The organism is Klebsiella oxytoca (genome assembly GCF_009707385.1).
In the GTDB taxonomy this organism is placed as follows: domain Bacteria; phylum Pseudomonadota; class Gammaproteobacteria; order Enterobacterales; family Enterobacteriaceae; genus Klebsiella; species Klebsiella oxytoca_C.
Genome location: NZ_CP046115.1, coordinates 3969018 through 3981984, shown reverse-complemented (window position 1 = coordinate 3981984; position 12967 = coordinate 3969018). Strand labels below are relative to the sequence as shown.

The 12967-nt window shown below is 52.2% G+C and carries 12 protein-coding genes; 5 read left to right on the top strand and 7 right to left on the bottom strand.

Annotated elements, in window-relative coordinates; translation table 11 throughout:
• Window positions 1–68 precede the first annotated feature (68 nt).
• From GJ746_RS18505 to GJ746_RS18495, 3 genes are all read left to right on the top strand, one after another.
• Window positions 69–446, top strand: a complete 378-nt coding sequence (locus tag GJ746_RS18505) for a TonB family protein (protein WP_154681508.1) — start codon at window positions 69–71, stop codon at window positions 444–446.
• Between the two features lie 60 nt (window positions 447–506).
• The gene (locus GJ746_RS18500; RefSeq protein WP_154681507.1) at window positions 507–899 is read left to right on the top strand and encodes a cell envelope integrity TolA C-terminal domain-containing protein; all 393 of its coding nucleotides are present in this window, start codon (window positions 507–509) and stop codon (window positions 897–899) included.
• 141 nt (window positions 900–1040) lie between these two features.
• Window positions 1041–1259 (top strand): zinc ribbon domain-containing protein, encoded by a 219-nt coding sequence (locus GJ746_RS18495; RefSeq protein WP_154681506.1) that lies wholly within the window; start codon window positions 1041–1043, stop codon window positions 1257–1259.
• A gap of 6 nt (window positions 1260–1265) precedes the next feature.
• Here the strand turns inward: GJ746_RS18495 and xseA are convergent, their stop codons facing one another.
• Entirely contained in the window at window positions 1266–2636 is a 1371-nt protein-coding gene (gene xseA / locus GJ746_RS18490; RefSeq protein ID WP_154681505.1) for an exodeoxyribonuclease VII large subunit, read from the bottom strand.
• Between the two features lie 158 nt (window positions 2637–2794).
• Here xseA and guaB point away from each other — a divergent pair, with 158 nt between their 5' ends.
• Window positions 2795–4261, top strand: coding sequence for an IMP dehydrogenase (guaB, locus tag GJ746_RS18485; RefSeq protein ID WP_154681504.1), 1467 nt, complete (start codon window positions 2795–2797; stop codon window positions 4259–4261).
• A 68-nt stretch (window positions 4262–4329) separates the two neighbouring features.
• On the top strand, window positions 4330–5907 hold the full coding sequence (gene guaA, locus GJ746_RS18480; protein WP_154681503.1) for a glutamine-hydrolyzing GMP synthase: 1578 nt from the start codon (window positions 4330–4332) through the stop codon (window positions 5905–5907).
• Between the two features lie 164 nt (window positions 5908–6071).
• On the opposite strand, the gene GJ746_RS18475 is transcribed toward guaA, so the two are convergent.
• The 6 genes from GJ746_RS18475 to GJ746_RS18450 all read right to left on the bottom strand — a co-directional run bounded on the left by GJ746_RS18475 (window position 6072) and on the right by GJ746_RS18450 (window position 12816).
• Window positions 6072–6776 carry a molecular chaperone gene (locus GJ746_RS18475; RefSeq protein WP_154681502.1) on the bottom strand — a complete coding sequence of 235 codons (705 nt, stop codon included), beginning with the start codon at window positions 6774–6776 and terminating at the stop codon, window positions 6072–6074.
• 108 nt (window positions 6777–6884) lie between these two features.
• Window positions 6885–8063: a fimbrial protein gene (locus GJ746_RS18470; RefSeq protein ID WP_154681501.1), complete on the bottom strand. Its 1179-nt coding sequence runs from the start codon at window positions 8061–8063 to the stop codon at window positions 6885–6887.
• A 21-nt stretch (window positions 8064–8084) separates the two neighbouring features.
• Window positions 8085–8783: a helix-turn-helix transcriptional regulator gene (locus GJ746_RS18465; RefSeq protein ID WP_154681500.1), complete on the bottom strand. Its 699-nt coding sequence runs from the start codon at window positions 8781–8783 to the stop codon at window positions 8085–8087.
• A 112-nt stretch (window positions 8784–8895) separates the two neighbouring features.
• On the bottom strand, window positions 8896–11430 hold the full coding sequence (locus GJ746_RS18460; RefSeq protein ID WP_154681499.1) for a fimbria/pilus outer membrane usher protein: 2535 nt from the start codon (window positions 11428–11430) through the stop codon (window positions 8896–8898).
• A gap of 46 nt (window positions 11431–11476) precedes the next feature.
• Window positions 11477–12208, bottom strand: a complete 732-nt coding sequence (locus tag GJ746_RS18455) for a molecular chaperone (RefSeq protein WP_154681498.1) — start codon at window positions 12206–12208, stop codon at window positions 11477–11479.
• A 47-nt stretch (window positions 12209–12255) separates the two neighbouring features.
• The gene (locus tag GJ746_RS18450; RefSeq protein WP_154681497.1) at window positions 12256–12816 is read right to left on the bottom strand and encodes a fimbrial protein; all 561 of its coding nucleotides are present in this window, start codon (window positions 12814–12816) and stop codon (window positions 12256–12258) included.
• Between the last annotated feature and the right edge of the window lie 151 nt (window positions 12817–12967).

Below are 12967 nucleotides of genomic sequence, written 5' to 3'. Positions count from 1 at the left end.
GCTTGAGGCCGCTGTATAAATATGCGAAAAGTGAGTGAGGATTAATACTTCGATGACATGAGGTCAAAATGAAAAGATTTTTAGCTAGCCTGATACTGTTTATTATTCCCGTCGTGTATGCCGCTGAATCACAACCTGTGGAACCTCGTATTAAGCCTGTTTATCCTGCTAAAGCTGCGGAAAAAGGGATACCGGGCCAGGTTAAAGCGCAATTTGATGTTGACGATAATGGCTTCGTTACTAACATTCAGTTATTAAGCTCGAACCCTTCCAGAATGTTTGATAACGAGGTCAGAGCTGCCATGAAAAAGTGGCGATATGCTAAAGGGAAGCCCTCCAGGAAAAACATTATCACCATTAATTTCGTACCGGTAGCCTCTTCCGTTGAAGTACCAGCGCCAAACCAGCCCGGTAGCATTCAAAGCCGTGGTGTACCATTTAGATAAGAAGAACGCGCCAGAGATGATGCCAGGGAATCGCTTAAAAGACGAATTAAGGAACAGGATATGAAAAAAATACTAATGATGGCTATCGTCGTCATCTTTACCAGTAGCTGCGCGCCGCTTCGTCCTTCTGATTGTCATAAAACGACAGCTTTAGGCAGCTGTGACTCTGGGCGCTTCAATGATGACGATGCGTATGGCAAGCAGGCCAGAGCGATTAAAGAATCAATTGAGTCCCGGTTATCCAATCGTTACGGCTGGAAGGGCAAAAAATGCAGGATACATTTGCGTTTTGACTACGATGGAAAACTGCAGAGCATTACGACGAGTGAAGGTAACAAACAATATTGCGACGCGCTGGTCGAAGTCGCTAAGCAGGCTACCTTTGCGCCTTTTACCGACAAGAAAATATATAATGCTTTCGCTCAGTCGCGATTTAACATGCAGGGTGAATAAAGTAAAACGCGATGGTCCGGTGATGGATAAAATAGTCTGTTTGTCATTAACGATTATCATGATGTAACAGTAACTGTATGCTCCTCACTCATCAGGCAAACGTGATAAAATAAAGAAATATATCCTTCATCAGGAGTCACCATGGAATTTGAGTGTCCCGTATGCCATTCGCCGCTTGCCGTGCAGGCCAATCACGCCCACTGCGATCGTTGTGCGAAAGATTATGTGGTTGAAGCCCGCTGTCCGGATTGCCACAAGCCGCTGGAAGTTTTAAAAGCCTGCGGCGCGGTGGATTATTTTTGCCAGAATGGGCACGGGCTGATTTCGAAAAAACGCGTGGAATGGGCGACGGTAGAATAACCGTCGTTATTTTTTCTTCGCCCGGGTTTTCTTCACCGGCGTAATTGTTTTTACCTCGCTCTCTACCCAGCCATCGTTAAGGCGGGTAGTGAGGAGCTCCCCTTCGCGTACCTGTTTGGTTTGTTTCAGCACTTTACCGTCGCTGGCCGAGGTCACGCTATAGCCGCGGGCGAGCGTTGCCAACGGGCTGACGGCCTCCAGATGCGTAACCATATTACCGAAGCGCTCGCGCTGTTCGCCAAGTCGTGAGCGGATATTTTCCGCCAGTCGGTATTCCAGCTGCTGAATACGGCTCTGAGCGCGGTGAATTCGCGGCTGCGGATTTTGCTGATTCAGACGCTGCGTTGCGCGCTGCTGGCGCTGGTCGGCACGCTTCATTTGTGTTTCAAGGGCAAAACGCATGCGCTGGCGTAATCTTTCCAGCTCCGTTTGCTGACGGGCCAGCCGCAGCTGGGGATGCTGCTGCTGCAGACGATGGAAAATCTGCGTAAAGCGACGATGGCGGTTGGCAAGGAAGTAGTCCATCGCCATCTCCAGACGCTGCTGCCCGGACTGGAGCTGGCGCAGCAGCTCCTGCTGATTACGGCTGACAATTTCTGCCGCCGCGGAAGGCGTTGGTGCGCGCAGGTCGGCAACAAAATCAGCGATGGTGACGTCGGTTTCATGACCGACGGCGCTGACGATGGGAACAGGGCTGGCAAAAATCGCCCGCGCCACCCGCTCGTCGTTAAAGCTCCATAAATCTTCCAGGGAGCCGCCGCCGCGCCCGACAATAAGCACATCGCATTCACCGCGCGCGTTGGCCAGTTCTATCGCCCGAACAATCTGCCCCGGTGCGTCTTCGCCCTGAACGGCGGTTGGGTAGATAATCACCGGCAGGGAAGGATCGCGACGTTTGAGCACGTGTAAGATATCGTGCAGCGCAGCGCCGGTTTTTGACGTAATAACGCCTACGCAGTGCGCGGGGGAGGGGAGCGCTTGCTTATGCTGCTGATCGAATAACCCTTCCGCGGCCAGTGCAGCCTTGAGCTGTTCATATTTCTGCTGAAGTAGTCCTTCGCCTGCCGGCTGCATACTTTCGACAATAATCTGATAATCACCGCGCGGCTCGTAAAGCGTAATGTTAGCGCGTACCAGCACCTGCTGCCCGTGCTGCGGGCGGAAGGTTACGCGGCGGTTGCTATTGCGAAACATTGCGCAGCGCACCTGGGCGTTATCGTCCTTTAAGGTGAAGTACCAGTGGCCGGAAGAGGGCTGGCTGAAATTGGAAATCTCGCCGCTAATCCATACCTGGCCCATTTCACGTTCCAGCAGCAGTCGAACTGACTGATTCAGGCGGCTAACGGTGTAAATTGAGGGGGATTGAGATGGCAACATGTGAGCAAGATCAAATTCTAAATCAGCAGGTTATTCAGTCGATAGTAACCTGCTGGGAGGGGAGCGCAAGTATTATTTGCAAAAAAGGGTAGATGCAATCGGTTACGCTCTGTATAATGCCACGGCAATATTTATCCACCCTGGTCGAGATATTGCCCATGCTACGTATCGCTAAAGAAGCTCTGACGTTTGACGACGTCCTCCTCGTTCCCGCTCATTCAACCGTTCTGCCAAACACCGCCGATCTCAGTACTCAGCTGACGAAAACAATTCGTTTGAATATTCCAATGCTTTCCGCTGCGATGGATACCGTAACTGAAGCGCGTCTGGCAATTGCTCTGGCACAGGAAGGCGGCATCGGCTTTATTCATAAAAACATGTCAATTGAGCGCCAGGCTGAAGAAGTCAGGCGTGTGAAGAAGCATGAATCCGGCGTGGTTACCGACCCGCAGACCGTTCTGCCGACTACTACCCTGCGCGAAGTCAAAGAGCTGACCGAACGCAACGGTTTTGCCGGCTATCCGGTGGTTACCGAAGACAACGAACTGGTGGGTATTATTACCGGCCGCGACGTGCGTTTCGTTACCGATCTGAATCAGCCGGTTAGCGTTTATATGACGCCGAAAGAGCGTCTGGTTACCGTGCGTGAAGGCGAAAGCCGTGAAGTCGTGTTCGCAAAAATGCATGAAAAACGCGTAGAAAAAGCGCTGGTTGTGGATGACAGCTTCCATCTTCGCGGCATGATTACCGTTAAAGATTTCCAGAAGGCAGAACGTAAACCAAACGCCTGTAAAGATGAGCAGGGTCGCCTGCGCGTTGGTGCTGCAGTTGGTGCGGGCGCGGGTAACGAAGAGCGCGTTGACGCACTGGTTGCCGCGGGCGTGGATGTTCTGCTGATCGACTCCTCTCACGGCCACTCTGAAGGCGTATTGCAGCGTATTCGCGATACTCGTGCTAAATATCCTGATCTGCAAATCATCGGCGGTAACGTGGCGACCGGCGCGGGTGCTCGTGCGCTGGCTGAAGCCGGCTGCAGCGCGGTGAAAGTGGGTATCGGTCCAGGTTCCATCTGTACGACTCGTATCGTGACCGGTGTAGGCGTTCCGCAGATCACCGCCGTTTCCGACGCGGTTGAAGCGCTGGAAGGCACCGGTATTCCGGTGATCGCCGATGGCGGGATTCGTTTCTCCGGCGATATCGCTAAAGCGATTGCGGCAGGCGCTGCCGCGGTCATGGTGGGGTCAATGCTGGCCGGTACCGAAGAATCCCCGGGCGAAATCGAACTGTACCAGGGGCGTTCTTATAAGTCATACCGCGGTATGGGTTCCCTTGGCGCGATGTCCAAAGGTTCTTCTGACCGTTACTTCCAGACCGATAACGCCGCCGACAAACTGGTGCCAGAAGGGATCGAAGGGCGCGTTGCTTATAAAGGCCGTCTGAAAGAGATCATTCACCAGCAGATGGGCGGCCTGCGCTCCTGTATGGGGCTGACCGGTTGTGGTACCATTGACACCCTGCGGACTAAAGCGGAATTCGTGCGTATCAGCGGCGCGGGTATCCAGGAGAGCCACGTACACGACGTGACCATCACCAAGGAATCCCCGAACTACCGCATGGGCTCCTGATTTTCATCGCCCGGCCATGCGCCGGGCGATTTATTTAACCTGTAATACTTGCCTCGGAATTATCGTCAATGACGGATAACATTCATAAACATCGTATTCTTATCCTGGACTTCGGTTCTCAGTATACTCAGCTGGTTGCGCGTCGCGTTCGTGAATTAGGTGTCTACTGCGAACTGTGGGCATGGGACGTGACTGAAGCTCAAATTCGTGAGTTCAACCCTAACGGGATTATTCTTTCCGGCGGCCCGGAAAGCACCACCGAAGATAACAGCCCGCGCGCGCCGCAGTATGTCTTTGAGGCTGGCGTGCCGGTATTTGGCGTCTGCTACGGTATGCAGACCATGGCGATGCAGCTGGGCGGCCATGTCGAAGCTTCTAATGAGCGTGAGTTTGGCTATGCGCAGGTTGAAGTTCAGACCGACAGCGCGCTAATCCGCGGTATTGAAGATGCGCTGAGCGCCGACGGTAAGCCGATGCTGGACGTCTGGATGAGCCACGGTGATAAAGTTACCGCTATCCCGTCTGACTTCGTCACCGTTGCCAGCACCGAAAGCTGCCCGTTCGCTATTATGGCCAACGAAGAGAAGCGTTTCTACGGCGTGCAGTTCCACCCGGAAGTCACCCATACCCGTCAGGGTCTGCGTATGCTGGAGCGCTTCGTGCTTGAGATCTGCCAGTGCGAAGCGCTGTGGACGCCAGCTAAAATTATCGACGACGCCATCGAGCGTATTCGCCAGCAGGTGGGCGACGATAAAGTCATTCTCGGCCTGTCCGGCGGCGTGGATTCCTCCGTCACCGCAATGCTGCTGCACCGTGCTATTGGCAAAAACCTGACCTGCGTATTTGTGGACAACGGTCTGCTGCGCCTGAATGAAGCCCAGCAGGTTATGGACATGTTTGGCGATCGTTTTGGTCTGAATATTGTTCACGTTGAGGGTGAAGCTCGCTTCCTGGCTGCGCTGGCAGGTGAAAACGATCCTGAAGCGAAGCGCAAAATCATTGGTCGCGTGTTCGTTGAAGTTTTCGATGAAGAAGCGCTGAAGCTGGAAGACGTTAAATGGCTGGCGCAAGGGACTATCTATCCTGACGTCATTGAGTCTGCCGCATCCGCAACCGGTAAAGCCCACGTTATTAAATCTCACCACAACGTAGGCGGCCTGCCGAAAGAGATGAAGATGGGGCTCGTTGAACCGCTGCGTGAGCTGTTCAAAGATGAAGTGCGTAAGATTGGTCTCGAGCTGGGGCTACCGTACGATATGCTGTACCGTCATCCGTTCCCGGGACCGGGTCTCGGCGTGCGCGTGCTGGGCGAAGTGAAGAAAGAGTACTGCGACCTGCTGCGTCGCGCAGACGCTATCTTCATCGAAGAGCTGCATAAAGCTGACCTCTACAACAAAGTGAGCCAGGCGTTCACCGTGTTCCTGCCGGTTCGCTCCGTCGGCGTGATGGGCGATGGTCGTAAGTATGACTGGGTTGTTTCCCTGCGCGCTGTCGAAACTATCGATTTTATGACCGCACACTGGGCACACCTGCCGTACGATTTCCTCGGCCGCGTATCTAACCGCATCATCAACGAAGTCGATGGTATTTCCCGCGTGGTGTATGACATCAGCGGTAAGCCGCCGGCGACCATTGAGTGGGAATAAGCTGATTTAGCACATTGATTTAATTCAATAAAAATAATGCCATTAATGATTTTTTACCTCATTAATGGCATTTTTTATGGAGTGTGAAAAGGTATGGGCTAGCGCAACAAGGTTATGAGCGTACTCTTTCGCCGATCGTTTGTGAACGATAACGGATTTCAATATTAGGGGATGACCTGCTGCGCAAAGGAATTAATCGCCCCTTCATCACTAATATAGGATGGATAAATCGTCGCGAGATGCTTCTTCATGGGAAAAACGCTTTTCCCTCCCGGTGCAATCATTCCCCCGTTAGCAACCACGGTTTTCCCTTCTTTATCCTCAGTGATATTCGCCAGGGAGACAAAGTAGGGGGTAGGATTTGAACCTTCAATTCCACTATTGACCTTTTTCCAGACGACTGACTTTCCAGCCTGATTGGCGCTGCCGGCTAATCCCTGCGGGCGGTAAAAAATTTTAATTCTTGAACGAACCGCCATTTTCAGCTGGTTTTTATTGTCTTTTTTCGTCGCCGGAATTTCCAGCACGTTAAGCCAGAATAAGGATTCTTTATCGCCGGGCAGCTTTTCTCCCGTATATATCATGCGCAGCGTCTGGCCTTTACCGCCGTTGATGCGGTTAATCGGCGGAGTAATCGTAAAGGGCGCTTTGGCTGTTTCCGGCGTGGCATCAGGGTCTCCGGCGTCAATCCAGACCTGTGCGAGAGCCGGTTTATCTCCGACATTATCAATTTTTACCGTTACTTCGCGCTCTTTTTCCGGATAGACGAAGCGGGTTCCGGTGATGACGATATCCGCGAAAGCGGAAGACACCATAGAAAAAGCGAAAATCGCTACGGCAATATGCCTGTAAAATATGCTGCGAGGCATCGTATATTTCTCCCTTGTCAGCCCGCCGGTCAGGCAGGTTGAATATGTAATAACCCTGTCACTTAATTCATTTACATATAAAGTGACGGTATTTCCATAAACTCGTGGTCACAGATAGGTGATAGTAAAAACGACGGAGCCGTTCGCGGGCCCTGCCGTGACGTTGGCATCAGACTGAACATAGCGAGCTTTCAGCGGGATGGTATAGGTGGCGTTATCTTGTTGTGTAAGATTGGTCAGGTTAAATCCGCCGGAACCATCCAGCGGTATGCTGCCGGATATATTTCTTTGTGATAATTCAATGCCGATCCCGGTGGCTGCGTTAGTACCCGCGTCCAGTTTGGCCAGTGACGGGTTGCCTTCAATAACGCCGTTAGCGCTTTGAAGTCCGATGGAGATAACGTTGTCGGCATTGGAGCCGGTAAGTTCATCCGTTCTGCCATTATAAGTGTAATTACCATAACCATAGAAGGGTGGACAGCCCTGCAGAACGATATCAAAATCCTTCCATTCGGTAACTGTTCCCGGGCTGGTAAAATCGCCGACCGCATGGTTGCCAAGATTTACGTCAATATTTGCCGTTGCCAGCTGACAGGTTTTGGTATGTATCGTCGTGGACCCCACAAAATTAAGATTGACAAAAACATTGTTCATAGGAGTAGGTGAATATAATCCAGAACTAATCTGAAACGTAGGAAAGGATGAACCTTCGACCTGCTGATATCCTGCTGGGATAGGTCCTGTTTTAATAAGTTCTATTTTAACTCTATTGAACATAGTCATAGTTCGACTGCTGGTGCCAATACCTATTGTATAAGAATCATCCCAGACAGAAGGGAAAGAAGTATAGTTAGGATTAATTCCAGAGATATAAAAAATAGCACCGACGCCAGATATGTTTGTCGGGAATATATCTTGTCCACCAGACTTTATCGCAGGCCCTGAAGGCGTAGATATCGTGGTGAACTTTACATACTCGTGCTTTGTAAATGATAGTCCAGCTACAGCCTCTTCATCAGAAACTGTACACGAAATTGATCTTACTGTGTTAAGTGCTGGAGTATAAGTCTGACTATATAATACTTTTCCCACAGGTACATCTTCGCTTGCGGTGGATATTCCGAGGCCAATGACGGGAATTGAAATATCATTGGTAATAAGAGATGAGAACTCACAAAAAACAGCCTGAGCCTGAGATGTGAATATGCAGGCCAGACCGATGCCCAGACACTTTATTAGTCGCATTTTTGCATTAAAAAAACGAACGGCAGCTAATAACACTTTCATTTAAACCCTCATAATTTACTGTCAGTGCATATCATGTTCAACCGGATTCGGGAGAAACGGTAAACGTCCATTGTTAACCAGAGAGGCATTATCGCCTGCGGCATGAGTGCTTTCCCTGAAAGTGTAATACTCAACGAATTCGCAAAACTTCAGCATCATATGCAAATCCTTTTTATTCGTTAATCTCATCTTCTTCATTAAACTGGTTCTCGACTGATAGACCGTTTTTTTGCTTTTGCCCAGCGCGAGAAAAATTTCATCCATGCCGTATCCCGAGATTAAAAAAAAGAACAGCTCTTTTTCAGAAAGGCTCAGGGAGGCCAGCGGGTTATTCCGGGTTAACGGGTGCTTTTTCTGCCCGGTACTGTGGATAATATACCGCAGCGCTTTCTTTATTTTACCGACCGGGCCGCACAGCGGCAGGAAGGGAACCCGGCCAAACTTCATGTCGGTTAAGGAAATAAAAACGTAATAATCTGCCCTGATGATTTCTTTATAAATTTTATACCAGGCCCCTCTTTGAGTATAAATGTATTCGGTATCAATAAGGGCCACCCTGAAATGTTCAGGCTGGTTAATAAAAGCAGGGTGATGCCCTGAGCGCGCCTGCTTATCGTCTGCCGGACATTCCGCTATGAGCGACTCGAGGGCCTTTTTCAGGTAGATATTCAGGGTCAGAATATTCACTTCGGTGGTCTGTGTAAGGTGATTGATAATCATAATGTCATCCCTGTCGGAAATTAAACGGCCGTACCGTTATGCGCGAATGAACAAGGAGCCCGGTGCCGTGACAATCAGGCCTGGCAGCGTGGCCCTGATTTTTCATTTCTTTTTATTTGCACGTTTCGGTCAGCTTTCTGAACCCGGACGGTTTCTCCTCGTTAACCCGATAGGTTATCCGGCACTGTTCATTATCCCCGCTGCCCCACCTGACGGTCAGCTGCCCGGCGGCGGCTTCCGTCAGCGCATATATCTGCCCCATCTGCCCGACGCTGCCGACATTAGCGCCGGCGGCATCAAACACCTCTGCACCGAACGGTAACGGTTCGCCTTTCGCATTCTGCGCGTTAATCAGCAGCGGTATCCCTTTGCGGGTATTAAAGACAACCTTGCTGACCGCGCCCCAGTGCGGGGCGACTTTCTCGGTGGTATTGCTGAGCTCTATGTCCTGTGACAGCCCTTTCGGGTCGATACTGACCTCGTTCATTTCATACGGGGTCAGGTACGGAATAGCCGCGTGCCCGAAGCGGTCAATTTTCAGCCCCGGATAGCCGCCGACTCTGGCGCCTTTTGCATCCTTCGCCTCGACCACGGCAAAGGTGTCCCCCGTATAAGGCGTGGCCACCACGCCGTTCTGCCAGGCAATCACCGTCCCGCTGGCCGCCAGGCTGCTGTTCTGATAATGCTGACCGGCGCCATAGCTGGCCGTCAGATGGCTGTAAGGCGTGCGCCATCCGCCGCTGGCGGTCATGCTGCTGCCGGTGCCCTGGTTATAGTTGGCGGCCGTCAGACCGTAGTTATACTGGTTGTCTTCCCCGTAGGTGCCGGAAAGGCCCAGCTGCTCACCCATTCGGCCGTTGCCGCTTTTGTTCAGACTGGCGGTCAGCATCGGCACATGTTTTTTGTCATAACCGCCCAGAGGCGTCGAAATATTCAGCAGAAAGTTGTTTTCCATTTTCCCGCTGTAGTTTCTGACGCGTCCGGCGCTGAGGTTATAGTTCACCCGGCCGAAGTTATTGCTGTAGCCCATCTGGTACTGAATGTCAGACTTGCCGTTGTTCCAGTAATCCTGGGTGTACCCGGTGAGATACAGCTGCCCCCGTCCCGGCCCCAGCCCCTGGTTCATGGTGATGTTCAGGCGGTTTTTCGGACGCCATATACCGGAGGCCAGGCCGCCGCGTTTCTCTTCATCAATGGCGCGCATGGCGGTCTGGAAGTCGTAATACCCGGCGGTGGAGAACCGGTACGCCGCAATAGTCAGGTTGCTGTCGGTATCGGGCAGATATTTGCTGTAGCTGACCTGGTAGCTCTGGCCGCCGTTCGCCGTGTCCTCCGTGGTCTTCAGGTGCACCCGCGCCTGGGTGACGTCGACAGAGAACGCGCCTATCGCCGTACTGATAGCCATCCCCAGCTGCACCGCATAGTAGGCAGCGCCGCTGCCCTGAATGCCGGCGTAGCCGGTCAGGATATTCGACAGCCCGCGCTGATAGGTGGCCTGGTACAGCGTCGGGTTAAAGGAAAGGCCGGGGTCGTTCAGTCGTCCTGCCACCACGTCATAGCGGTGCGCACCCGGACGCAGCAGCTGGGTCACCGACGCGTAGGGCACCCGGAAGCTCTGCACGCTGCCGTCGGCTTCCGTGACCGTCACGTCCAGATTGCCGCCGTAACCGGTGGGGTATAAATCCTCAATCGCGAAGGCTCCGGGCGGCACGGTGGTTTCATAGATAATGCGGTCGTTCTGGCGGACGGTGACCCGGGCGTTGGTGCGCGCGATACCGCGGATGTCCGGCGCATAGCCGCGGCGGGACTGCGGCAGCATCCGGTCGTCGCTGACCAGCTCAACGCCGCGAAAAGGTAACGTGTCAAAGAGCTGCCCGCCGGTGGAGGTTTCGCCCAGCAGCACCCGGCCGAGGATGGACGAGATGTCCTTTTGCACGTAATTGTTGATGGACTGATAGTGGCCGCCGCTGCCCTGCTGGCGGCTGTAGTTACCGTCGTGGCGGAAATACCAGCCGCCGATATTCAGCCCGCCGTTGAGGCCAATATAGGAAGAGGTGTAATCCCTGCCGTGTGAGCGGGTGGTGTAGGTGCTGGCGTTGTAGCCCAGTAAGGCGGCCGGAATACCGGTATCCCATAATGCCGGGCTGACATACCCCCGCGCGGTATTACGCAATAATGCCTGCGGGATTTCAACATCCAGCCGCTGGGTGGAGGAGTCATAGATGATGCTGACGCCGGGTAATAATGCTTCAAGGTTATAGCACTCACGGTTCTCCCGGAGAGCGGTGGTAAACGAGGCCGGGACTTTATCGAAATTGATATTCAGATTTTTAATCAGGTCCGCGGTGATACAGGGGCGCACTTTTTTATCCGCCTGTTCGGCAAATAACACCGGGCTCTGAGTGACGGATTCACCGTTAACGAAAATATCCGTTGACCAGGTTCCGGGCGTGGCGGAGCCGCCGTTTTCAAAGCGTGATAAGTCAATCTTTTCCTCACCGGAGGTATTCAGAAAAATAGGGTCAAAAGTAAGATTGTCTTCATTCACAGGAGACTGAGACAGCGGTGTTGCAACGACCTGCTGCGGGGTCATAATTGCCGCCATAACGGCAAGGGCAATTAATGAATATCCAAAATGAAGACGCATGATTTTATTCCCTCAAAACTGAAACGGTAAAAAATATATAAATGGCTTATAACGTGTATTCGACTTTCCTGAGGGCACCCCAGTCATTCACATATTCATACGTTAATAATGAGCCGGTGCCTGCACGTACGGATGCCGGCAAATTAAAGGTATAGCTGCCCATTGGAGGAACCATTTCACCTTCAATCGAGCCATTTTTGCCGGCGTTTTTCAGCGAAACGGACACCAGCGAAATAAAATAGGGCGAGGAATTAGATGCAATCAGTTTTCCCCCGGAAAAAGTCCACTTAATTTTTTCAGCCGCTTCGGTGACTTTTGCTTTGTCAGTGAGGGCGGCCGGGCGGTAAAAAAGTTTTATTCGGGTACGAAAAGCTACCTGCAGTTTATTTAATTTTTCGTCTTTTTTGGATGCCGGCACCTCAAGAAGGTTAAGCCAGTAAACGGACTCCTTGTCCTGCGGCAGGGCCGGTGAACCTGTATAGCTGATTCTGAGGGTCTGACTTTTATCGGCATTAATACGGTTGATCGGCGGCGTCAGGGTAAAGGGCGTACGGATACGATCCGGCCTGGCGTTCATATCGCCCTCATCAATCCAGCTTTGTACCAGAACCGGGAGCGTGCCGGTATTCGTAAGCCGGACAGACACTTCCTTTTCATTTCCGTTGTAAATGACGCGGGTCCCGTTGACGATAACGCTGGCGTGGGATGACCAGGCCACGGCGGCAGCGGCAATACAGGTGACTTTAGCGAATGTCCGGATAAGGGATAACGGTATCATGGGGGCTCCTGTGTGACAGGGGGAGCGACTCCCCCTGAAATTCCTTATTACTTGTACTGCAGGTTATAAACGACGCTGCTGGTGACGGTGCCCGGGGTGGTCTGCGCATTCGCGAAGTATTCAACGGCGTACGGCAGCAGTGCGGTACCGTCAGCGTTGATGTCGACATAGGCCATGCCATCAACCTGATCGGTGTTACCTACGTTAATCGGCGCATAGCTGTTGGAAGCATCCAGCAGGCGCAGGTCAACGTTAGTGGCGCTGCCGCCGACGTTTTTCAGACGACCGGTGCTCAGATCAACGGTGTTACCCGGCTGGAAGAACGCCGAGACTTTAGAGTGGCCGCCTTCGGTGCCAATCACGCAGTCGGAGATGTTCATGTTGAAGGAAGTACGACCGGTGGTGTCGCCGCTGGCGGTCAGCTGGTTCACGCCGACGGTCGGCAGGATGACGGTCGCGTCGGAGCCCTGGCCGTTAATATCCACTTCGCAGGTGGTGTCGGTCAGCTCACCGTTAAAAGTAATGGTCCCGGTGGAAGCTGCCTGGGCGGAAAATGCTGCGAGAGCGAAAACAGCAAAGATTGAGGTACTGACGACTGACTTTTTCATAAAATTATCCTTAATTGATTACTTTTGGTTTTACATGATTTCGACGAAATACATCGTCACAGCATCATGAGTACTGTGTCTCTCTCGGAGAGAAGTTTAGAAAAATAGCTTTATCAGGTTGTGTAAACACAACTTTAAAAAATAATTCGGT